The sequence below is a fragment of the Methylobacterium sp. ARG-1 genome (assembly GCF_001262595.1).
Taxonomy (GTDB): Bacteria; Pseudomonadota; Alphaproteobacteria; order Rhizobiales; family Beijerinckiaceae; genus Methylobacterium; species Methylobacterium brachiatum.
The window spans coordinates 1-21,623 of the sequence record NZ_LHCD01000051.1 but is presented as its reverse complement, the minus strand read 5'-3'; the positions used below and the strand labels follow the sequence as shown (position 1 = coordinate 21,623).

At 70.4% G+C, this 21,623-nt stretch carries 17 protein-coding genes and 1 pseudogene; 8 read left to right on the top strand and 10 right to left on the bottom strand.

The features are described from left to right. Window positions 1–79: 79 nt before the first annotated feature. Window positions 80–3,451, bottom strand: coding sequence for a DNA translocase FtsK (locus tag AKJ13_RS28165; RefSeq protein ID WP_064774682.1), 3,372 nt, complete (start codon window positions 3,449–3,451; stop codon window positions 80–82). A 437-nt stretch (window positions 3,452–3,888) separates the two neighbouring features. On the opposite strand from AKJ13_RS28165, the gene AKJ13_RS28160 reads away from it, so the two are divergent. From AKJ13_RS28160 to AKJ13_RS28150, 3 genes are all read left to right on the top strand, one after another. After that, a complete protein-coding gene (locus AKJ13_RS28160; RefSeq protein WP_050736291.1) occupies window positions 3,889–5,964 on the top strand; it encodes an NAD(+) synthase in 2,076 nt (691 codons plus the stop codon). Window positions 5,965–6,079: 115 nt separating this feature from the next. Then, the gene (locus AKJ13_RS28155; RefSeq protein ID WP_007566540.1) at window positions 6,080–6,310 is read left to right on the top strand and encodes a hypothetical protein; all 231 of its coding nucleotides are present in this window, start codon (window positions 6,080–6,082) and stop codon (window positions 6,308–6,310) included. A gap of 71 nt (window positions 6,311–6,381) precedes the next feature. After that, a complete protein-coding gene (locus AKJ13_RS28150; protein ID WP_050736290.1) occupies window positions 6,382–6,765 on the top strand; it encodes a PilZ domain-containing protein in 384 nt (127 codons plus the stop codon). 82 nt (window positions 6,766–6,847) lie between these two features. On the opposite strand, the gene AKJ13_RS28145 is transcribed toward AKJ13_RS28150, so the two are convergent. Continuing rightward, complete coding sequence (locus AKJ13_RS28145; protein ID WP_050736289.1) at window positions 6,848–7,282, bottom strand: HIT family protein; 435 nt, start codon at window positions 7,280–7,282, stop codon at window positions 6,848–6,850. Window positions 7,283–7,395: 113 nt separating this feature from the next. Here AKJ13_RS28145 and AKJ13_RS28140 point away from each other — a divergent pair, with 113 nt between their 5' ends. Beyond that, entirely contained in the window at window positions 7,396–8,355 is a 960-nt protein-coding gene (locus AKJ13_RS28140; protein ID WP_050736288.1) for a cation diffusion facilitator family transporter, read from the top strand. Between the two features lie 95 nt (window positions 8,356–8,450). On the opposite strand, the gene AKJ13_RS28135 is transcribed toward AKJ13_RS28140, so the two are convergent. Next, complete coding sequence (locus tag AKJ13_RS28135; protein WP_050736301.1) at window positions 8,451–9,305, bottom strand: SDR family oxidoreductase; 855 nt, start codon at window positions 9,303–9,305, stop codon at window positions 8,451–8,453. A 17-nt stretch (window positions 9,306–9,322) separates the two neighbouring features. Then, on the bottom strand, window positions 9,323–9,502 hold the full coding sequence (locus AKJ13_RS28130) for a DUF1328 domain-containing protein (RefSeq protein WP_050736287.1): 180 nt from the start codon (window positions 9,500–9,502) through the stop codon (window positions 9,323–9,325). Window positions 9,503–9,844: 342 nt separating this feature from the next. On the opposite strand from AKJ13_RS28130, the pseudogene AKJ13_RS28125 reads away from it, so the two are divergent. After that, window positions 9,845–10,096: pseudogene (locus AKJ13_RS28125) on the top strand (methyl-accepting chemotaxis protein); the annotation flags it as partial. Between the two features lie 90 nt (window positions 10,097–10,186). Here the strand turns inward: AKJ13_RS28125 and AKJ13_RS28120 are convergent. Both AKJ13_RS28120 and AKJ13_RS28115 read right to left on the bottom strand, forming a co-directional pair. Further along, complete coding sequence (locus AKJ13_RS28120) at window positions 10,187–11,569, bottom strand: chloride channel protein (protein ID WP_082317176.1); 1,383 nt, start codon at window positions 11,567–11,569, stop codon at window positions 10,187–10,189. Window positions 11,570–11,830: 261 nt separating this feature from the next. After that, window positions 11,831–13,219 (bottom strand): deoxyribodipyrimidine photo-lyase, encoded by a 1,389-nt coding sequence (locus AKJ13_RS28115; RefSeq protein ID WP_050736285.1) that lies wholly within the window; start codon window positions 13,217–13,219, stop codon window positions 11,831–11,833. A gap of 529 nt (window positions 13,220–13,748) precedes the next feature. Between AKJ13_RS28115 and AKJ13_RS28110 the strand changes: the two genes are divergently transcribed. Both AKJ13_RS28110 and AKJ13_RS28105 read left to right on the top strand, forming a co-directional pair. Beyond that, entirely contained in the window at window positions 13,749–14,867 is a 1,119-nt protein-coding gene (locus tag AKJ13_RS28110; protein WP_082317175.1) for a hypothetical protein, read from the top strand. Next, on the top strand, window positions 14,864–15,844 hold the full coding sequence (locus tag AKJ13_RS28105; protein WP_050736283.1) for an NAD(P)H-binding protein: 981 nt from the start codon (window positions 14,864–14,866) through the stop codon (window positions 15,842–15,844). Before AKJ13_RS28110 ends, AKJ13_RS28105 begins: the two co-directional genes overlap by 4 nt. Window positions 15,845–16,035: 191 nt before the next feature. On the opposite strand, the gene AKJ13_RS28100 is transcribed toward AKJ13_RS28105, so the two are convergent. After that, a complete protein-coding gene (locus AKJ13_RS28100) occupies window positions 16,036–17,448 on the bottom strand; it encodes a phosphatase PAP2 family protein (RefSeq protein ID WP_050736282.1) in 1,413 nt (470 codons plus the stop codon). Window positions 17,449–17,483: 35 nt separating this feature from the next. Next, on the bottom strand, window positions 17,484–18,617 hold the full coding sequence (locus tag AKJ13_RS28095; protein WP_050736281.1) for an ABC transporter substrate-binding protein: 1,134 nt from the start codon (window positions 18,615–18,617) through the stop codon (window positions 17,484–17,486). Between the two features lie 135 nt (window positions 18,618–18,752). On the opposite strand from AKJ13_RS28095, the gene AKJ13_RS28090 reads away from it, so the two are divergent. Then, window positions 18,753–19,352, top strand: a complete 600-nt coding sequence (locus tag AKJ13_RS28090; RefSeq protein ID WP_050736280.1) for a protein-tyrosine-phosphatase — start codon at window positions 18,753–18,755, stop codon at window positions 19,350–19,352. 33 nt (window positions 19,353–19,385) lie between these two features. On the opposite strand, the gene AKJ13_RS28085 is transcribed toward AKJ13_RS28090, so the two are convergent. After that, complete coding sequence (locus AKJ13_RS28085; protein ID WP_050736279.1) at window positions 19,386–20,522, bottom strand: branched-chain amino acid ABC transporter substrate-binding protein; 1,137 nt, start codon at window positions 20,520–20,522, stop codon at window positions 19,386–19,388. Window positions 20,523–20,675: 153 nt separating this feature from the next. Next, the coding region (locus AKJ13_RS28080) for a polysaccharide biosynthesis/export family protein (RefSeq protein WP_050736278.1) at window positions 20,676–21,623 on the bottom strand (948 nt) is incomplete at its 5' end.

Sequence of the window (21,623 nt, the reverse complement as noted above, 5' to 3'; positions counted from 1 at the left end):
ACGGGGCTTAAAGCCCCGCCCTGTGGCGAAGATGCGACGCGCCGGGCCGCGCCCCTCGGATCGCGGCCCGGCAGCGGCCTCACTCGTCGTCGTACATCCCGCTCGAGGCGTGCGGCGCCCCGGCGACCAGGATGTCGCGTTTGCCGGCGTGGTTGGCCGGGCCGACGATGCCCTCGATCTCCATCCGCTCCATGATCGAGGCGGCGCGGTTGTAGCCGATCTGGAGGCGGCGCTGGATGTAGCTGGTGGACGCCTTCTGGTCGCGCAGCACCACCTCGATCGCCTGCTTGTACAGGTCGTCCGACTCCCCGCCGGTCGCCGCCGCGAAGGCGCCGATATCGAAGACCGGGGCCTCCTCGTCGGGCTCCTCCGAGCGCTCGACCTTCTCGGCCTTCGAGCCGCGCCCGGACTTGCCCTCCTTGACCGGCTCCTCCGGCGAATCGTCGGCGGTGACGGCGTCGAGGTAGGAGGGGCGGCCCTGGCGCTTGAGGTGGGCGACCACGCTCTCGACCTCGCTGTCCGAGCAGAACGGCCCGTGCACGCGGGTCGTGCGCCCGCCGCCGGCCATGAACAGCATGTCGCCCTGACCGAGCAGCTGCTCGGCGCCCATCTCGCCCAGGATCGTGCGCGAATCAATCTTGCTGGTCACCTGGAAGGAGATCCGGGTCGGGAAGTTCGCCTTGATCGTGCCGGTGATCACGTCCACCGACGGGCGTTGCGTGGCCATGATCAGGTGGATGCCCGCCGCACGCGCCATCTGGGCCAGACGCTGGATCGCACCCTCGATGTCCTTGCCCGCCACCATCATCAGGTCGGCCATCTCGTCGACCACGATCACGATGTAGGGGAGCGCCGAGAGGTCCATCGCCTCCTGCTCGAACACCGCCTCGCCGGTCTCGCGGTTGAACCCGGTCTGGACCGTGCGGGTGATGACCTCGCCGCGCTCGCGGGCCTCCTTCATCCGGGCGTTGTAGCCGTCGATGTTTCGGACCGCGATCTTGGACATCTTCTTGTAGCGCTCCTCCATCTCGCGCACGGCCCATTTGAGGGCGATCACCGCCTTCTTGGGGTCGATGACGACGGGGGAGAGCAGGTGCGGGATGCCGTCATAGACGGACAGTTCCAGCATCTTGGGATCGACCATGATCAGGCGGCACTCTTCCGGCTTCAGCCGATAGAGCAGCGACAGGATCATCGTGTTGATCGCCACGGACTTGCCCGAGCCGGTGGTGCCGGCCACCAAGAGGTGCGGCATCCGGGCGAGGTCGGCGATGATCGGCTCGCCGCCGATATTCTTGCCCAGGCACAAAGCGAGCTTGTGCTTGCTCTCGTAGAAGTCAGGCGCCGAAAGCAGTTCCCGGAGATAGACCGTCTCGCGGGTCTCGTTCGGCAATTCGATGCCGATGACGTTGCGGCCGGGGACGACCGCCACGCGAGCCGAGACCGCCGACATCGAGCGGGCGATGTCGTCCGACAGGCCGATGACGCGGCTCGACTTGGTGCCGGGTGCGGGCTCGAGCTCGTAGAGGGTCACGACCGGGCCGGGGCGCACCGCCAGGATGTCGCCGCGCACGCCGAAATCCTGCACCGTCTGCTGGAGGTTGAGGGCGTTCTGCTCCAGCACGTCGGCATCGACCTCCTCGGCGCCGTTCTCGTCCGGCAGGGCGAGCAGGCTGAGCGAGGGCAGCTCGTAATCGGCGTTCTCGACGCTGGCGATCTCCAGATGGCGGCCAGCCGGGATCAGGTGCGCCCGGGGGGCGACCATCGGCAGGGCAGGAGCGGGAGGGGTCTCGACCGGCTGGGCGGCGGGTGCCTCGACCAGCTCCGGCGCGGGGGCCGCCGCGAGGACGGGCTCCTCGAAGGCCGGCTCGTCCTGCACGGGCTCGGGCCCCGCCGGAGCGGGCTCGGGCTGCGGCGCCAGCTTGCCGCGCAGCAGGACCGTGCGCGGGGTCATCGGGATCACCACCCGGTCGGCCTCAGAGGCGGACCGAGCACCGTCGGCTGCCATCGGGGCAGCCGTCTCTAGCTGAAGCGCGGGTTCGGGCTCCAGCGCGGCCGAGGTCGGGACCACCGGCGCGGGCAGGCTCGGCTGGCCGGCGGCGCGGATCGCCGCCCGGGCGGCCATGGCGCAGAGTGCGGGGGCGCGGCGGGGCGCCACGGCAGACGGCGTCGCGGCGGCCGGCGGCTCGGTCGCGGCGCTGCCGGGGCCGAAGACCAGCGCCAGGGCGGGCTTGGCCGGCAGGAAGGCGTCGCGGATCGCGGCACTCTCGTCGGCCTGAAGGTCCGAAGGCTGGCCGTTGGTCTGGCCGTTATCCTGCCCGTCGGCGGGGCGCGGCGGCTGGTCGAACCGCACGAGCCGGTCGAGAACGTAGACCGGGCGCGGCGGCTGCGGGTTCGCGGCATCCTGCATCGGCGAAGTGCCGGGCTCGACCGACGGCAGGTCGGCGACGGCGTCGGCCGCCTCGATCACCGGTGCGACGGCGAGCGCCGCCTCGAGGCCGGCATGGGCGGGCTGGGACGCCAGCGCGGCCCAGGCCTCCACGGACGACCAATCGCCCACGTTCCAGTCGCTGCCGTCGAACCAGGGCTGCGCCTCGGACCAATCCGGCAGGTCGGACCAGTCGCGGGCGGGCGCCTCGGCCGGAGCCTGGACCGGAGCCTCAGCCATGACCGGCTCCGCGACCGCAACCTGGGCGATCGCCGCCGTGGAGTTGGCCAGCTCGACGCTCGGCCGCACCGGGCGGCGGTCCGGAGTGCGGAAGTAGCGGACGCCGGGGGGCGCCACGAAGGGCTGGCGCCACAATGGCACCGCCTCCCCGTCCTCCGCGATCTCGGTCGGCACGGCCTCGGGCATCGCGACGGCCGGCATGGCCGCGATGGCCTCGAGCCGCGCCTGCTCGGCCTGCTCGCGCTCGGCCCGCTCCCGGGCCTCCTGCTCGCGGGCGGCCCGCTCGGTCTCGACGGCGAGCGCAGCCGCCTGTGCCTCGGCGCGGGCGCGCTCCAGGGCGACGCGCTCGGCCTCCAGGGCGCGCTGGCGGCGCTCCTGCAGGACCGAATCGGGGGTGCGGGTCCAGCGCGCCGCCGGCGCAGGGGTCTGGACCGGGGCAGCTGGAGGCGCGCCCTCCGGGGCGATCGCGGCGGGCCGGCGGGGCTGGCGCACCAGCACGCCCGGGGTCGAGGCGCTGCGGTCGATCCGGCTCTCGAAGCGCGGCTCGTCGAGGGCGTCGAGGCTTGCCCGGTCGTCGAACACCTGGTCCGGCCAGACGTGCTCGGGCGGCGCCGAGGCGCTGGCGCGCGGCCCGCGCTCGAAGCCCTCGCGTCCGACCATGGCGGCCGGCGCGGTCAGCCAGCTCGGCTCCGCCCGGCGGCCGGGAGCGCCGTAGGCCGGACGGGCGGGCAGCCCCGCCGGGGAGCCGGACAGGCGACGGGTGAGACTCGCCCGCAAGGCCATCAGCCGGTGCGCCAGGGCGCCGAGGGACAGGCCCGAACGGTCGCCGCCGCGGACCGGGCGGGCAGGATCACGATGAGAGTACGGAGGCCGTCCCGATGCGCGCATGGGTTCTCGAACGATACTCGAAACAGGGATCCGCCGGTGGCCGGCGGGCTGCCCCGAGTTAGGCCAAGTGTCGTTAACGGAGGCTTGTCGCGGCCCCTCGAGCGGAAACCACGTTGGGATTTTCGGCCTGTTCCCGAGGTGCATGGGACGGCCATCCGAGACTGTCTTTGCGAGCCGCGCGAAGCGAGCCAGAGCAGCGCGCGCGTCCCGCAGGTGGCGGATCCCCGGGTTGCTTCGCTGCGCCCGTAATGACGGTGGACGGGTATGCGTCGCCGGAGCCCCGTCGCGCACCATATGATACCGGCAGCCACCCCTCACCCGGACAGGCGCCCGTGACCCAGCCCAATTCCGAGCCTTCCGCCGACCTCAAGGCGCGCTTCCGGTCCCTGTACCGTCACGGCTTCGCCCGGGTGGCGGCCTGCACCGGGCGCAGCCACCCGGGCGATCCCCCCCGCAACGCCGACACGGTGCTCGCCCTCGCCCGGACCTGCCACGAGGCCGGGGCGGCGCTGGCGGTTTTCACCGAACTCGGGCTCTCGGCCTACGCGATCGAGGACCTGCTGCTCCAGCAGACCTTGCTTGACGCGGTCGAGGCTGCCGCCGCCCGGGTGATCGCCGAATCGGCGACCTTGCGGCCGCTGCTGCTGGTCGGGGCGCCCCTGCGTTGGCGCCACCGGGTCTACAATTGCGCCCTGGCGATCCAGGGCGGCCGGCTGCTCGGCGTGGTCCCAAAGACCTTCCTGCCGAACTACCGGGAATTCTACGAGAAGCGCCATTTCGCCTCCGGAGCCGGGATCCTGGGCGAGACCATCCGGGTCGCCGGATGCGAGGCGCCGTTCGGCACCGACCTGCTGTTTCCCGCCGAGGACCTGCCCGGTTTCGTGGTCGGGGTCGAGATCTGCGAGGACCTCTGGGTTCCGGAATCGCCCGGCATGCGGGCGGCGCTCGCCGGCGCCACGGTGCTCGCCAACCTCTCGGGCAGCCCGATCACGGTCGGCCGGGCCGAGTCGCGGGCGCTGCTCTCCCGGGCGGCCGCGATGCGGGGCGCCTGCGCCTACGTCTACGCCGCCGCCGGCCAGGGTGAATCGACCACCGACCTGTCCTGGGACGGGCAGACCAGCATCGACGAGCTGGGCGTGCGGCTGGCCGAGGGTCAGCGCTTCCCGACTGGCCCGCTGGCGACGCTGGCCGATATCGACCTCGACCTGATCGCCCAGGACCGGCTCCAGGCCGGCAGCTTCGACGACAACACGCGTGGCAGCGCCCTCCCCTACCGGCGGGTCGGCTTCCGGCTCGACCCGCCCGCGGGCGATCTCGGGCTGATCCGGCGGATCGAGCGCTTCCCGTTCGTGCCGGCCGACCCGTCCCGCCTCGCCCAGGATTGCTACGAGGCCTACAACATCCAGGTGGCTGGCCTCGCCCAGCGGCTCGAGGCCACGGGCACCCGCAAGGCGGTGATCGGCGTCTCCGGCGGCCTCGATTCGACCCATGCGCTGATCGTGATCGCCAAGGCGTTCGACCGGCTGGGCTACCCGCGCTCGGACATCCTGGCCTACACGCTGCCGGGCTTCGCCACCTCGAACGCGACCAAGACCAACGCCCACGCGCTGATGAAGGCGCTCGGCTGCACCGCCGCCGAGATCGATATCCGCCCGGCGGCCAAGCAGATGCTCGCCGATATGGGCCACCCTTTCGCGCGGGGCGAGGCGGTCTACGACGTGACCTTCGAGAACGTCCAGGCTGGCCTGCGCACCGACTACCTGTTCCGCCTGGCCAACCAGGCGGGCGGGCTGGTGATCGGCACCGGCGACCTCTCGGAGCTGGCGCTCGGCTGGTGCACCTACGGCGTCGGCGACCAGATGAGCCACTACGCGGTCAATACCGGCGTGCCCAAGACCCTGATCCAGCACCTGATCCGCTGGGTGATCAGCAACCGGGAGGTCGGGCCTGAGGCGAGCCACACGCTGCAGGCGATCCTCGACACCGAGATCTCCCCTGAGCTGGTGCCGGTGGACCAGGACGACAGCCCGCAGAGCACCGAGGCCACGATCGGCCCCTACGCGCTGCAGGATTTCAACCTGTTCTACACGCTGCGCTACGGGTTCAGGCCCTCCAAGATCGCCTTCCTGGCGCTGCATGCATGGGGCGACAAGGCGCGCGGCCACTGGGCGCCGGACTTCCCGGAGACCAAGCGGGTCGCCTACGACCTGCCCGAGATCCGACGCTGGCTCGGAGTGTTCCTCAACCGATTCTTCGGGTTCAGCCAGTTCAAGCGCTCGGCGCTGCCCAACGGACCGAAGGTCTCGGCCGGGGGCTCGCTGTCGCCCCGCGGCGACTGGCGCGCGCCGTCGGACGGCTCGGCGCGGATCTGGATCGAGGAGCTGACCCGAAACGTGCCTGAAACTTGACCGTCACAAACTCGACCGATTGTGCCATTATGAGCACGGTCAAGGCGAATCTGCCCAGTACCAGATCTGGTATTGGACGGGTTCGACGGCGGGGCGGCCAAGCGGAGGGACTCCGATGCGAAGCTACAACCTGTTCCAGCTCAAGGCCGTCGAAGGCCTCTGCTGCGCGGTGCCGGAGGCCAGCACCGTCCCGCCCTTCATCGGCGCCGGCCGCTGGACCTTCGGGGGCAAGCTCGACGGCGACAGCCGGCAGCCCCTGGATTTTGACGACCGGGCCGCCGACACCGCGGTGCGCTTCAACGGCTTCTACCTGTTCCAGACGATGGACCGGCGTTTCATCGCCTGATCCCTGTGAATAGGGACGGTCACCGTATTGGCGCCAGGAATTCTTAAGAGCTGGCGGGCAGACTGATCCGCATGACGGATCATCGCAAAGAGACGCGCCAGAGGGTGTTCCTCAAGGGCCGCATCGTCTTCAACAACGGCTCGTCGAGCTTCGACTGCCTGGTGCGCGACCTCTCGGTCTCGGGCGCCCGCCTGGTCCTGAGCGACGCCACGACCCTTCCGCAGGTGTTCGACCTCTACATCCCACAGAAGGACCGGACCTACCGGTCGACCCTGTGCTGGCGCCGGGAGGACGGCATCGGCGTCACCTTCTCGGACTCCGCCGGCGCCGGCCCGGCGAGCCCCGATCCGGCCGCGACCGAACCCGCCCTACGGCAGCGCATCGCCGAGTTGGAGGCCGAGAACGCCGCCTTGCGCCGGCTCCTGGGCGGCATGGCCCAGCCGAGCGCGGCCTGAGTATCCCGAAATCGCGTCCCCGAGGGCCAAGCCCTTTGGGGGGTCTCGGGGACGCGGAGCCCCGATGAAGCCGCCCCCCGCGTTACTGCGCTTCGAGTGCCGCCCGGATCCGCGCCGCGTGGTCGGCCAGCAAGGCGTTGTCGGCCATCCCGCCTTCGTGGCGCTTCAGCGGCACGCCCTCGCGCCGAGGTATGATGTGGACGTGCAGGTGGAACACGGTCTGCCCGCCCGCCGGCTCGTTGAACTGGAACAGGGTGAGCCCCTCGGCCTGGAACGCCGTCTTCACGGCCCGGGCGACCTTCTGCACGCTCACGATCAGGGCCGCCAGGGAGGCCGGGTCGGCATCGAGCAGGCCGCGGGCGGGCGCCTTCGGGATCACCAGGGTATGGCCCTCGCCCTGGGGCATCACGTCCATGAAGGCCAGGGTGTCGGCATCCTCGTAGACGCGGTGGCACGGGATCTCGCCCCGCAGGATCTTGGCGAAGATGTTGTCGGGGTCGTACTGCGCGTCGGCCATGCGTCCTCCGGGTTTTCCTGACTCGTCTCAGCTTGCACGGGGCACCCCCGCGCGTCCACACGGGAACCGACACCGCACGGCAACGCTTGGGTGGCGGCAGCAGGGAGGCCGGGATGGCGCACGAGAGCACGGGGGCGATCTATGCGGCGGCGGGGGCGAACCTCGCCATCGCGGCGGCGAAGTTCGTCGGCGGGGCGCTGACCGGCTCCACCGCAATGCTCGCCGAGGGCGTGCACTCGGTGGTGGATACCGCCAATCAGGTGCTGCTGCTCCTGGGGATGAAGCGGGCCAAGAAGCCGGCCGATGCCCGCCACCCGTTCGGCTACGGGCGCGAGATCTACTTCTACGCCTTCGTGGTCGCGCTGATGATCTTTTTGGGCGGCGGCCTGTTCGCGGTCTACGAGGGCATCGAGCGGGTCCGCCACCCCTCGCCGGACGCGGACGCCCACCTTTTCGGCTACACCGTGCCGGGGATCTGGGTGAACGTCGCGATCCTGGGCTTCGCCATCGTGGCCGAGGGCGTGTCCTGGATCGTGGCGATGCGCCAGTTCTGGGCCGAAAAGGGCAAGAGCTCGGCGATGCGGGCGATCCGCCGCAGCAAGGATCCGACCCTGTTCACGATCCTCGCCGAGGACACCGCGGCGCTGATCGGCCTGCTGATCGCCTTCGCGGGCGTGGTCCTGGCCCATTGGCTGGAGAGGCCGAGCCTCGACGGCTGGGCCTCGGTGGGGATCGGCCTCGTGCTGGTCGGCATGGCGGTGTTCCTGATGATCGAGACCCACGGCCTGCTGATCGGCGAGGCCGCCGACCCCGCCGTGGTTGCGGCGATCTCGGACCTCGTGCGCGCCGAACCCGGCGTGCTCCATCTCAACGAGGTCCTGACCCAGCATCTCGGGCCCTCCGACATCCTGGTGAATGTCAGCATCGACATGGCCGACGACCTGAGTGCTGGCGAGGTCGAGAGCCTGGTGACCCGCCTTGATCGGGCGGTGAAGCAGCGCAACCCGGACGTGACCCGGGTGTTCATCGAGATCCAGACCCAGGCCGACCATGCGTTGCGCGCGGCGGCGTGAGGGCGGTTGATCGCGCCATCGTCATTGCTAGCGCAGCGAAGCAATGACGGCGCGTAAGGCGATGCTGAGCAGGGTGGAACGCCCGAAAACCTCGCCTAGCCGGCCAGCCCCACCTGCGCGAGGCTCAGGGCCCAGACCCGATCCTGTACGGATTCGTCCCGGCTCTCCGCCGAGGATTGCTTCGGGCGGCTATGCGAGAAGTAGCGGCCGGTGACACCGTCGAGTTCGGGAGCGGTCGCCACGTGGAGCGAGGTCGCGGCGCCCTTGTCAGGCCGGATCAGGAACGGGCGCATCAGCGACCAGACGGCGCCGAACGCGCCGCCGGTGTTCTTGGCAAAGCCGGTCTTGACCACCCCGGGATGTAGGGCGTTCACGGTGATGCCGTCGGCCTTCACCCGCCGGGCGAGCGCGTAGGTGAACAGCACGTTGCCGAGCTTGGCCTGGGCATAGGCCCGCATGGCGCCGTAGCGGCGGGCGCCCTCGATGTCGGAAAAGTCGATATGGCCGCGATAATGCGCCGCCGAGGCAACGTTGACGATCCGCGGCTTGGCCCCGGCCATTGCCGAGGCCTTGAGGGTATCGAGGAGTTCGAGCGTCAGCAGCACGTAGCCGAGATGGTCCAGCGCCCAGGTGCGCTCGATGCCGTCGACCGTGAGCGCCCGCCGGTCGAAGATCGCCCCGGCATTGTTCACCAGGACGTCGAGGCGGGGATAGGTGGCGCGCAGGGACGCGGCGAGCCGGCGGATCTCGGCCTGGGCCGACAGGTCGGCGACGTGCGGGTCCACCACGGCACCCGGGACGGCGGCGCGGATCCGCTCGGCTGCAGCCCGCGTCTTCTCCGGATCGCGGCCGACGATGGCGACCCGCGCGCCTCTGCGCGCGAGTCCCAGGGCCGTCTCGTAGCCGATGCCGTTGGTCGCCCCGGTGACGAGGGAGACCGTGTTCCGCATCGAATCCGCCATGCGGCTCAGAAGACCGCCTGGCCGACCGCGAAGGCGATGACCACGATCACGATGGCGACCAGCAGGAACAGGCCGAACAGGATGCGCGCCAGCGAGCTCGCGCCCGAGGCGATGCCGGTGAAGCCGAGGCCGCCCGCGATCAGCGAGATCACGAAGCAGATGAGGGCCCATTTCAGCAAGGTCATCGCGTCACTCCGGAAGCGCCCGCGGCACGGGCGAATAACAATCGAATGCTCAACCGGCTGCAAGCGAGACCGTTCCGCGGCCGCATGGTTCGAACAGCCTTTTATTCTTAACGGGCGGGTTCCGCCGAGCCATCGGGCGGCCTGCGTGCCGAAGACCTGCGCCGCGGCTAGTCATGAGAGTTTCGCCTTCAAGGTGAGACGCCCTGCCGATGAACCTGCGCAGCCCGACGCGCGCGTGGCGCTACGACTCCATATGGAGATCATGGTTCCGCGCTCGAAGGTTTCGACAATAGCGAACTAACCGTTCGGAATATCCTTCGGACACATCATCCCGGTGATTAGGCCGTACCCGGCACCGCGCGCCGGGACGAACTCGGCGCGATGGCCGGCGCCGTGCAGGTGTTCAAGGACAACCTGATCCGCACCAGGATCCTGAAGGAGGAGACGACCCTGGCTCGGGCTTCCGCGGAGGCGCAGCGGCGCACAGCCATACGCCAGATGGCCGACGCCCTTGAGCAGGCGGTCGGCGGGATCGTCGGCATGGTCCCGTCCTCGGCCACCGAGCTGTCGCGCCGGTCGGAGCAGCTCACGGCCGAGGTCCGCCGCTTCCTGGCGACCGTTCGGGCCACGTAGGCCCGCACGAACCGGGCTCCGCCGCAGGGCGGGGTCCGCGTTCCGCGAGGCTCAGGCGGTCTTCGTCACCGGCTGGGCCGGGACGTCGGCCCGCGCCAGCATCAGCTCGGCGAGCGTGTGGTAGAGCCCGCCGCGGCAGACCGCTTTCGAGGCCGCGTCGGCGATCAAAGCCGCGACCATCAGCGGGATCATCATCGTGTGGTTCTGGGTCATCTCGGTGACGATCACGAAGCTGGTGATCGGCGCCTGGAGCACGCCGGTGAGATAGGCGACCATCCCGATCAGCACGAGGGCGCCCACGGGCATGTCCGGCAGCAGGCCGTGCACCGTCCCGCCGATCCCGGCGCCCACCGCTAGCGACGGCGCGAACAGGCCGCCCGGAATGCCGCTGACCGAGCTGAGCACCGTGGCGGCGAATTTCAGCGGCGCGTAGGTCCAGCTGGTCGTGGCGTCGCCGTGCAGGATTGCCCGGGCCTCCTCGTAGCCGGTGCCGTAGGCGGTGCCGTGGGAGGCCAGCCCGCACAGAGCCACGCACAGGCCGCAAGCCGCCGCGAACACCACCGGCCGCGCCCGGATCAGGCGGCCGGCCACCCCCGGCAGGCCCCGGGCGAACAGGATCACCAAGCGGCTGAACACCCCGCCGGCGAAGCCGCCCAAGCCGGCGAGCAGCGGCACGATCCAGCCGGCGGCCAGCGGCAGCTCCGCCTGGCTGGTGCCGAAATAGGTGTAGTTGCCGAGCAGCCAGAGGGAGGTGAGGCCGGCGGCCACGATCCCGGCGACGATCAGCCCGGACGAGCGCGCCTCATAGGCCCGGCCCAGCTCCTCGATCCCGAACACGATGCCGGCGAGCGGGGTGTTGAACGCCGCCGCGACCCCGGCCGCCCCGCCCGCGAGGAGCAGCCCCGGCAGGCGGTCGGGCGTCAGGCGGCCGAAGGCGGCCATGATCGCCGCGCCGACCTGCACGGTCGGCCCTTCGCGTCCGGCCGAGGCGCCGCACAGCAGGCCGAGGAACAGGACCAGCACCTTGCCGCAGGCCACGCGCGGCGAGATCAGCGAGAACCGGAACCGTTCATCGCGGGCGTGCCGGGCCGCGATCACCTGCGGGATGCCGGACCCTTGCGAGTTCGGGAACACCGTCCGGGCCAGCAGCGCGGCCAGCGCGAAGCCCGCCGGCGTGAGCACCAGGGCGATCAGCGGCGACGGCGCGGTCAACCGCCGGAACCCCTCCTGCGCCAGGTCGGCGCCCTTGGCCATCAGCACCGCGGCCAGACCGACGCAGATACCGCCGGCCAGGAACAGCAACCGCCCCCGCCACAGCGGATAGGCCTCGAGCGAGGCCGAGCGCAGGCGTGTGATCGAGCGGCGGTAGCGGGAGCGTCTCGGCCCCGAACCGGCGGGCTCGATCGTCGTCGGTGCGTCCCGCATCTCGGTCATGACAGGCTACTTCGTCCGCAAAGCCGGAGCGTGCGGTATAGCGTGGCGCGCGGGGAATGGGGCATCACCCAGAAGATCCATCCGCTCGGCGAATCTCCAAATCACCTGCTCATGCTGAGGCGGCGGAGCGCAGCGCAGCCCTCGAAGGAGCCCTTCAGCGATCGCGCGGGCAACTGGAGCCCTCCTCCGAGGCGCCCGCTGCACCGCCGCACCTCAGGATAAGGGGGTCTGGTGGGAGCAGGCTGGGTCTGAACAGACCGCTCACCCCTCCGCCGCACACAGCCGCTCCACGGCCTTCACATAGCCCTTCGCGTCGAACTTCTTCAGTGAGTTCTCGCTCTGGTAGCGGACCGTCCCGAAGATCGGGCGGCGCTGCCAGGGGCGGTCGTGCAGGCCGTAGACCCAGGCGACGTTGGTGAAGGAGTTGGGGTCGCGCCCGTCCAGGAAGTAGCGGTTGTTGAGCCGGAGCGTCCGGGCGAAGCCCTCCTCGGGCGAGGGCGACCATTCCAGGATCTTCTTGCCCCAGTACATCCGCAGCTGGTTGTGCATGTAGCCGGTCACGCGCATCTCGCGCATCGCGGCGTTCCAGTAATGGTCGTGGGTCTCGCCGGCCGCGAGCTGCTCTTCCGAATAGAGGGTCGGTCGCGCGTCCTCGGCCTGCTCAGCCAGCGTCTTGCGCGCCCAGTCCGGCACCGCTCTCTCGTAATCGTCGTAGCCCTCCGTGTAGAAGACGTGGTTCATGGCGAGCTCGCGCCGGACGATCAGCTCCTCCAGGTAGGCGCCGCGATCGTCATCGTCTCCGACCTTGGCCTCCCGCACCGCCAGGGCGATCTCCACCGGCGAGATCTGGCCGAAATGCAGGAACGGGCTCATGTGGGAGGCGGCCGCGGCCTCCGGCATGTTCCGGCCGGCGCCGTAGCCCTCGAACCCGTCCGCGAGGAACGCCTTCAGGCGCTTGCGGGCCTCGGTCTCGCCGCCGGTGAAGCGCTTCACCGGCCCGACCACCCGGTCGAGGCTCATCCCGGCGAGCACCGCCTCCGGATCGGAGACGTCGATCTCGCCCTCGGGCGTCACGTCCTTCGCGGCATGCTTGAGCGTGCGCGGCTTCAGGTCGGCGATGAACGGGTCCCAGAGTCGGTTCAGTTTCGGCCGGAGCGTCCGGGCGGCGAATTCGTGCTTGTTCGAGGCCGTCTCCACCGGCACGACCACGTCGCCCTCGACCTGGACGATCCGGGTCTTCACCGCCTTCGCGATCTCCCGGTACCAGCCCTTCTGGATGGCAAGGTAGCCCCGGTCGAGCACCAGCAGCGCCGCCTCCTCGGCCAGGTCGATGGCGATCTTGGCGGGCGCGCATTTGCGCATTACGAATCCGACGCCGCGCTTCTCCAGACCGGCCTTCGCATCCGCGAGGCCCTGAAGCAGGAAGGCGTAGTGGCGGGCATTGGCCTCGGGGAAGCCGCTGGCGCCGTCGAGCAGCCCGAAGCAGGCGATCACCGGCAGGTCGAGCCGGTTCGCCTCCTCGATGGCGAGTTCGAGGGCCGGGTTGAACCCGGCGCGGTTGGCCTGCTGAAGGAGATACAGGACGTAACGCCCGTCCGCCCGCGGCTCGACATCGTTCAGAACCCGGATCCGCTCGCCCTGGATCGCCATATTCGCACGCACGCTTTCTTCACTCGGATCAAAAGAAACTTGGCCGGAAACCTAGAGCGGGCGACGAATTCGTCCGTTCAGCCGACCACCATGAAATGCCGCAGTGAAGTCATCAGCCGGCAACCAACGCGGCGCAGCGAAACCAGGGTTTCTCAAAGGTTTACGTCCGGTTTTGTCTGCCGATCGCGCATCAGATCTGTTGTCCGGGACCCTGAAACGGCTGCGACATTTTCGACACAGCCGGTTCGCGATCCGTCCTGAGCCGTATGAAAGGTCAGCCTTTCTGTCCGAACGCTCTTGTAATTTTTCGCAATGCGCGCAGATTGTGCAGCGCGGGATGGCGATGGCGTCGCGATCCCGCTGCCCTTCTTGGGCGTTTCCTCCCTAGACTTCGGGCCGCTCCTTCGGGGGTGGCCTTTTTTCTTGTCCGCTCGCCTCTGTCACCGAAGCGCGGCCGGAACGCTGGCCCCGGACCGCGCGGCGCGTCATGCTCGCGGTGAGCGCCGGGACAGGCGCCGGAGGATACGCCATGAGGATGATTTCGCGCGCGCTGCCGGCGCTCGCCTGCCTGCTCGCCCTGGCGGGGCCCGCAGCGGCCGCGGATGCGCCGCGCTTCCAGGTCGATCCGGCCTGGCCGAAGCCGCTGCCGAACGACTGGATCCTGGGCCAGGCCGCGGGCGTCGCGGTTGACGCGCAGGACCATATCTGGGTGGTCCAGCGGCCGCGCACGCTCACCGACGACGAGAAGGCCGCGAGCCTCGATCCGCCGCGCAGCAAGTGCTGCAAGCCCGCGCCGCCGGTGCTCGAATTCGCCCAGGACGGCACGCTGCTACGCAGCTGGGGCGGCCCGGGCGAGGGCTACGACTGGCCGACGAACGAGCACGGCGTCCAGATCGACGAGAAGGGCTTCGTCTGGATCGCCGGCAACGGCGACCAGGACGGCCAGCTCCTGAAGTTCACGCCCGACGGCAAGTTCGTCCTGCAGATCGGCAAGTCCGGCCCCCAGACCGACAGTCGCGACACCAGCCGCCTGGGCAAGCCGGCCAATGTCGATTTCGACATGGCGGCCAACGAGGTCTACGTAGCGGACGGCTACTACAACCACCGCATCATCGTGTTCGACCGGGACAGCGGCGCGTTCAAGCGGATGTGGGGCGCCTACGGGAAGCCGCCCACCGACGACAAGCTCGGCCCCTATGACCCGGCCGCCGCCCCGCGCCAGCAATTCGCCAACCCGGTCCATTGCGTGCGCATCGCCCATGACGGGCTGGTCTATGTCTGCGACCGGACCAACAACCGGATCCAGGTGTTCCAGAAGGACGGCAGCTTCGTGAAGGAGTTCGTCGTCGAGAAGGACACCCGGGCCAACGGCTCGGTCTGGGAGTTGGCCCTCTGGCCGGATGCCGACGAGACCTACCTGCTCAACGCCGACGGGGCCAACAACGAGGTCCGCACCCTCGACCGCGCCACCGGCGCGACGGTGGGCGCCTTCGGCCGCAACGGGCGCATGGCGGGCCAATTCCACTGGGTCCATAACCTCGCGGTCGATTCCAAAGGCAACGTGTTCACCACCGAGGTCGACACCGGCAAGCGGGCGCAGAAGTTCCTGGCCGTGGGACATTTCGTGCTGCGCAAGCGGGTCCCGTGACGGCGGATCGGCTCGACGGCACGGCACCCCGGCGCGTCCTCGTCCTCGGCGGCACCGGGACGATCGGCCGGGCGACGGTGCGGGCGCTGGCGGCGCGCGGTCACGCGGTCGTCTGCCTCGTCAGGCAGCCCGCCCCGTTACCGGCGGGCGTTACCGCGCGGGTCGCGGACGTGACCGATCCGGCCGCGCTCGCGCGGGACGGCATCCGCGGCGAGCCGTTCGACGTCCTGGTCTCGTGTCTCGCCTCGCGCACCGGTTTGCCCGACGACGCCTGGGCGATCGATTACCGGGCGCAGGTGAACGCGCTGCGCGCCGCCGAGGCGGCCGGCGTCACGCACGTCATCCTGCTCTCGGCGATCTGTGTCCAGAAGCCGGTTCTCGCCTTCCAGCACGCCAAGCTGGCCTTCGAGCGGGTGCTGATGGACTCGAGCCTCGCCTACACGATCGTGCGCCCGACCGCGTTCTTCAAATCGCTCTCAGGGCAGATCGACCGCGTGACGCGCGGCAAGCCGTTCCTGGTCTTCGGCGACGGGTTGCTGACCGCCTGCAAGCCGATCAGCGACGACGATCTGGGCGGCTACCTCGCCGACTGCATCGATGCCGGGGACCGGCGCAATCGCGTGCTCCCGATCGGCGGACCGGGCGAGGCGATGACCCCGAAAGCGCAGGGTGAGCACCTGTTCGCCCTGCTGGGGCGCGCGCCGCGCTTCCGGCACGTGCCGGTGGCGCTGCTCGACGGGATCATCGCCGTCCTGAGCACGCTCGGGCGGTGGATCCCGGCGCTGGCCGCCAAGGCCGAGCTCGCGCGCATCGGGCGCTACTACGCCACGGAATCGATGCTCGTGCTGGATCCGGCGACGGGCCGTTACGATGCCCATGCCACGCCCTCGACGGGCTCGGACACGCTGTTCGCCTATTACGCGCGTGTCGTCCGGGGCGAGGCTGTCGCCGAGCGCGGCGACCACGCCGTGTTCTGACAGCACGGACAACAGACGCCGACGACCGTGTTTGCCCCGTTCTCCCGGTCTCAACCTCATCCTGAGGTGCCCGCACCAGCGGGCCTCGAAGGATGAGGGGGTGATTGGGAGTGCCGTCACTCGGAACCGTCCACCGGCCAAGAGCGCGACGTCAAGCAGGCCCTCAGATGGGCTCGTGAGCATCGCGCCCCTCAGCGCGCGGCGCTCGCCCCCGCCCGGCTCGCCGCCAGCGCCGCGGCCTTCCCGGCCGCCGCGTAGAGGTTGATCCGGGAATACACCCCGAATTCCGAGCCGTCGTCCAGGAAGCCGCCGCCCGGGCCCTGCGTCTCGGTCAGGATGGCGTTGGCCTCCTCGAGCGTGAGCGCCGGGAAGGCGGCGGTCAGTAGGTGGCCGGCCTCCGGGGCGATCTTGCCGACATCCTCCCGGGCGTTGGCGGTGACGTCGTGCACGACAGGCAACCCGTAGGTCTGGGTCGCCTCGTAGAAGGCTGCGTTAGCGGCCGAGTCCTTGAACCGGCCGGTATCCTGCGCCGCGCAAGCCGCGACCGTGTCGCCGCAGCCGGCCTTAAGCGCGTCGGTCATGGCCGCGCGGGCCTCCTTCAGGAGCGCCCGGTAATCGGTCACGCCGACGCGCTTGTCCGCATCGGTCGCGTTCGCGTCGATCACCGCCGGGTTCTTCCGGATCTGGCCGACATAGGCCGGATCGTTGGCGAGCAGATGCGCCACCGCGTGGAGCGAGGTCGCGCGCCCGCCGATCACGTCCATGGCGTAATGCGCCCCGACGATGATCCGGTCGTTGCCGTACTCGGCGGCGCGGGCGACCATCTGCTGGTAGCGCTCCGGCACCAACAGGGCGAGGATCAGCGACTCGGTGTAGCCGTAGGTCGTGTGGCCGCTGGGATAGGACGGGCTGTCGACGAGATCCTGCTTGGGTCCGCGCAGCCAGTCGAGGGAGTGGGAGGCCGCGCCGAAATAATCGGTGCCCCGGTAGGCCTGGAGATGCGGCAGGGTCTGGAACGGGCGCGAATTGCCGAACCGGTCGGCCCCCGGGCTGCCCGCCGGCCGGCCGTAGGCCTTGCCGAACACGTCGGTGACGGTGCCGTCGGTGAGCAGCGCGGCGGCCTCGGCCGAGACCGCGTGCGTGCCGTGGATCGTGCCGTTGCCGAAGAAGTACTTGCCCGAATTCGAATCCGACTTGGTGACGTTGTTGGTGTAGCCGATCAGGTCGGCCACCGTCGGCGCGACGCTCGTGAAGGTCTTGGTGTCGCTGTAGCGCGCCCGGCCCTGATAGGCGGTGGCGAGGGCCGTGCCGAGGCCGTCGGCGAGGCCGGTGGCATTGCCGTCGGTGATGAAGCAATCCCGCAGCGCGAGCTGCTGCTGCTCGGGGAAGGGCAGCAGGGTCGGCTGCTTGAGGGCGCCGGTCTGGATGTCGCCGGTCACCCGCAGATTGGCGTCGAGCGCCGCCATGCCCGCCGGGCTCCCCTGTAGCCGGGCCACCGGGGCCAGGCCGCGCAGCGCGGTGAGGTTGGCAGGCGATTGCGCCAGCGCCTGGAGCGGCAGCGCTGTCCCGAGCAGCGCCAGGCCGAGTCTCAGCGTCCCGATCATGCCGTCCCTCCGCGGGGTTCGTTCGAGCCGTCGCGTCAGCCCCGTGCCCGGGCCCGAATCATGAAGTTATCGTAGGTGTATTCTGCCACCTGGAACCAGAGATATTCCTCGTTCCGGAAGGTCCGCATCGCCTCGTAGACTCGGCGGAAATCGGCGTTCTTGGCGGCGATCTCGGCATAGACGTCGTTGGCGTTCTTGAGCGCGCCCTCCATGACGTCCTGCGGGAACGGCCGCAGCTGGGCGCCGCCGGCGACCAGCCGGCGCAGGGCCTGCGGGTTGCGCGCATCGTACTTGGCCTGGACTTCGGCCCCGACCTCGGTGGCCGCCGAGCGCAGGATCGCCTGGTAGGCCTTCGGCAGTGCCTTCCACTTCTCGGCGTTGAACCAGAAGTGCAGCATGGCGCCGCCCTCCCAGAAGCCGGGATAATGGTAGACCGGCGCCACCTTCTGCAGGCCGAGCCGCTCGTCGTCGTAGGGGCCGATCCACTCGGCGGCGTCGAGCTTCTTCGATTCCAGTGCCTGGTAGATCTCCGGTCCGGGCGTCGCCTGCGGCTGGACGCCGAACTTGGCGAGCACCTGCCCGCCCATGCCGCCGATGCGGAACTTGAGACCCTGGAGGTCGGCGACGCTCTTGATCTCGCGCCGGAACCAGCCGCCCATCTGCGCGCCGGTATTGCCCCCGGGCAGGCAGACCAGCCCGGATTTGGCGAAGACCTCGCTGAACAGCTCCGCCGCGCCGCCGGCCTGCCACCAAGCGGCGGCACCCCGCGCATTGAGCCCGAACGGGATCGCGGTGGCCAGCGCGAAGGTCGGGTCCTTGGCCTGGCCGAGGGTCGCCGGGCCGTGGCCCATCTCGACGGTGCCGGCCGACACGGCGTCGAGCAGGCTCTCGGCCGGGACCGGCTCGCCGGGCCCGAGCACCTGGATCTGGAAGCGGCCGTCGGTGGCCTCGGCGACGATCCGGCTCAGGGCCTCGGGCGCGCCGAACAGGATGTCGAGGTTCTTGGCGTAGGCCGAGGACAGGCGCCAGCGCAGCTCCGGGGCGCCCTGGGCCCGGGCGGGCGCGGCCAGCGGCGCGGCGATCGCCGCGCCGAGACCGGCGGTCAGCACCGCGCGGCGGCGCGGTCCGGCAGCGCGTGGGGGCGCAGTATGAGGCTCGTCCAACGGCATCTCGTCTGAGCGTGTCCAATCCGGCCGGCGCGCAGGTAGCACGTCCGCGCCCATTCTCGAAAGCGTCTCCGGATGGCCCCGCCGTGGCGCCATAACGCCTCGAAACCGCCGATCGCCCGTGTTAGGCGCCCGGCCATGCGATCCGAGCCCCAAGTGCCCCTCCCCGAAGCGCCCCTCCCCGACGTAACCCTGCACACCGTCTGCGGCCTTGAGGAGCTGGCGGGCCATGGCGGGAGCGGGGTCACGCACGTCCTGTCCCTGCTCGATCCCGGCACGCCCGAGCCGGAGGCCTTCAGCACCTACGGCGCCCATGCCCGCACGACCCTGCACTTCCACGATTGTCTCGGCCCGGGCGACGGCCTCGTCCCGCCCGAGCCCGAGCACGTCGCGGCGATCCTGGCCTTCGGGCGCGACCTCGACGGCGCCGGCCATCTCTTGGTCCATTGCCATTACGGCCTGTCGCGCTCCACGGCGGCGCTGCTGATGCTGTTCGCCCAGGCCGAGCCGGAGACATCCACCGACGCCCTGGTCGCGCGCCTCCACGCCGTGCGCGAGCCGGCCTGGCCCAACGCCCGGATGATCGGCTTCGCGGATGCCATGCTCGGCCGCGAGGGCCGCCTCAGCGAGGCGGTCCGCCAGCTCCACGCGCTCCAATTGCGGGTGCGGCCGCATCTCGCCGAGCTGCTGCGCGGGCTGGGGCGCAGCGCCGAGGTCGATGCCGCCGAGCGGGGATAGGGGGGCCGTCGGGCGCGCGTCAGAACCGACCGCTCACTTCCCGGCGGGCGTGAAGCTGCCGTCCTTCCACACGTAGAGCACGTAGCCCTGGGCGGTGACGTCGCCCTTGGAATCGAACCCCACCGTGCCGAGGACCAGATCGAACCGCTCCGTATGGAGCGCCTGGGCGATCGGCTTCGGCTCGGCGGAATGGGCGAAGTTGCCGGCCGCGACCAGGGCCTGCAGGGCGGCATAGCCGTAGATCGTCGAGCCGGTGGGGTCGCCGCCCTCGGCCTTGAACGCCCGCACGACGGCCGCGGCGGCGGGCTGGCGGCTCGGATCGAGGTAGAAGGTCATCAGCACGCCGTTGCTGGCCGAGCCCGCGACCTTGGCGAAGTCCGGCGTTGCGATCGCCGAGGTGCCGAACCATTGCGGGCGGTAGCCGCGATCGGCCGCGACCTTCACCAGGCGGCCCATCTCGGTGGCGTCGCCGCCGTAATACACAACCTCGATCCCCGCGCCCTTGAGCCGGTCCACCAGGGCGGCATCGTCGGCATCGCTCGGCGCGAACGACAGGGACAAGGTCTCGTTGATACCGATCCGGTTGAGGTTGTCCTTGGTGGCCGCCGCCAGCGTTCGGGAGGCCGGGGTCGGGTCCTGGATCAGCGCGATCTTGCGGTCGCGGAACCGCTCGGCGAGCACGGCGGCCGACAGCCGGGCCTGGTCGTCGTCACGGCCGCAGACGCGGAAGACGTTCTGCAGCCCCCGGTCGGTCAGCCGCGCCGAAACCGAGGCGGCGCTGATCATCACTACGCCGTTCTGCGCGTAGATGTCGGAGGCCGCGATCGAGGCGTTCGAGCAGACATGCCCGACGACGAGGCGGACCTTGGCGCGCACGAAGTGGTTGGCAACCGCGGTGGCGGTGTTCGAGTCGCAGGCATCGTCCTGCACGTCGAGGGTCACGGGCTGGCCGTCGAGGCCGCCCATGGCGTTGGCATCCCGGGCCGCGGCCTCGACGCCGCGCAGCACCTGCTCGCCCACGGCGACGTAGGGGCCCGAGCGCGGAACCGCGACGCCGACCACGACATCGGCCGAAACCGGCCCGGCCGACAGGAGCGCGAGACACAGGCTCAGGGAGAATAGCGGGGGCCGGAACAGCCCGCGGGCGGAGACGACGCGTCCGATCTTCATCGGGCTCTTCTAGGCATCCTTGCGCGAGGCAGCCACCGACGAGGGCGGGATGCGGCTCCGTACACGCGCTCCCGCACCGCACGCAAAGCCCATACGCGAGGCCGCGGCGAAACGCGATTGTTTTCCGCCGCCGTTGGGGAAGTCGTCCCGCCCTTACTTCGCGTAGTAGTACGCTGTCGCCACCGAGGAGACCGGCCCGGTCACGGAGGTGAAGACGGACAGCACCTTCGACACTTCGGTGAAGGGCGCGTTGGAGACGTAGACGAGGTCGCGGTTGCGCATGCGGAACGCCTGGGTGGTGAACAGGCTGTTGGGGTCGCGCATGTTGATCCGGTAGACCACCGGCACCAGCGGCGTGCCGGTCAGCTTGGTGTTCGGGTTCAGGCGGCGCACCACGCTGGCGGGCTCGAACCGGAAGATGAAGGTCCCGGCCGGGTCGGCGGCGAAGTCCGACAGGCCGCGCGCCTTGGCGAGCGCCTGGGCCAGCGTGATGCCGTCGGCCTGGAACGGCAGCTCGGTCGCCTGGCCGAGCGCGCCCACCGCCAGGAAGGTCTGCGGGTCGCGCACCAGGGTGAGCACGTCGTTGGGCCGCAGGTAGATGTTTTCCTTGGGGTTCGACACCACCGTGGTCAGCGGCACCGTGGCGGTGACCGGACCGCGCGACAGGCGCACGAAGGTCTCCGACACCGGCGAGCGGTTGCCGCCGGCGGCCGCGATGACGTCGAGGATGCGGTCGCCGTGGCCCGAGAGCGGCAGGCGGGCGCCGGCCGCGCCCTCGCCGGTGACGGTGACCGCCTGGGAGATCGGCCGCGTGACCGAGACGAGCACCTGCGGCTGGATGGCTTTGCCGGCGAGTTCGTTCTCGATCAGGCCCTGGACGTCCTGCGGCCGGCGCCCGGCGACCTTGATGCGCCCGGCATAGGGCACCGAGATCGCGCCGTCGCGGCCGACCGGCTGCTCGGGGATGAGGGCGGATTTGGATCCGGCGGAGAAGCGGTCGGCGACGAGCGGCCCGGAGAACAGGCCGCCGGAGCCGGCTTCCCAGACCGAGACCGAGACCATGTCGCCGATGCCGATCACCGGCTCGGTGGAGGGGCGGTG

Coding starts and splice junctions, on each gene's coding strand:
- AKJ13_RS28165 (WP_064774682.1), bottom strand. CDS start 3,451: ATGGCCTTGCGGGCGAGTCTCACCCGTCGCCTGTCCGGCTCCCCGGCG.
- AKJ13_RS28155 (WP_007566540.1), top strand. CDS start 6,080: ATGCGAAGCTACAACCTGTTCCAGCTCAAGGCCGTCGAAGGCCTCTGC.
- AKJ13_RS28150 (WP_050736290.1), top strand. CDS start 6,382: ATGACGGATCATCGCAAAGAGACGCGCCAGAGGGTGTTCCTCAAGGGC.
- AKJ13_RS28145 (WP_050736289.1), bottom strand. CDS start 7,282: ATGGCCGACGCGCAGTACGACCCCGACAACATCTTCGCCAAGATCCTG.
- AKJ13_RS28140 (WP_050736288.1), top strand. CDS start 7,396: ATGGCGCACGAGAGCACGGGGGCGATCTATGCGGCGGCGGGGGCGAAC.
- AKJ13_RS28135 (WP_050736301.1), bottom strand. CDS start 9,305: ATGCGGAACACGGTCTCCCTCGTCACCGGGGCGACCAACGGCATCGGC.
- AKJ13_RS28130 (WP_050736287.1), bottom strand. CDS start 9,502: ATGACCTTGCTGAAATGGGCCCTCATCTGCTTCGTGATCTCGCTGATC.
- AKJ13_RS28120 (WP_082317176.1), bottom strand. CDS start 11,569: ATGACCGAGATGCGGGACGCACCGACGACGATCGAGCCCGCCGGTTCG.
- AKJ13_RS28115 (WP_050736285.1), bottom strand. CDS start 13,219: ATGGCGATCCAGGGCGAGCGGATCCGGGTTCTGAACGATGTCGAGCCG.
- AKJ13_RS28110 (WP_082317175.1), top strand. CDS start 13,749: ATGAGGATGATTTCGCGCGCGCTGCCGGCGCTCGCCTGCCTGCTCGCC.
- AKJ13_RS28100 (WP_050736282.1), bottom strand. CDS start 17,448: ATGATCGGGACGCTGAGACTCGGCCTGGCGCTGCTCGGGACAGCGCTG.
- AKJ13_RS28095 (WP_050736281.1), bottom strand. CDS start 18,617: ATGCCGTTGGACGAGCCTCATACTGCGCCCCCACGCGCTGCCGGACCG.
- AKJ13_RS28090 (WP_050736280.1), top strand. CDS start 18,753: ATGCGATCCGAGCCCCAAGTGCCCCTCCCCGAAGCGCCCCTCCCCGAC.
- AKJ13_RS28085 (WP_050736279.1), bottom strand. CDS start 20,522: ATGAAGATCGGACGCGTCGTCTCCGCCCGCGGGCTGTTCCGGCCCCCG.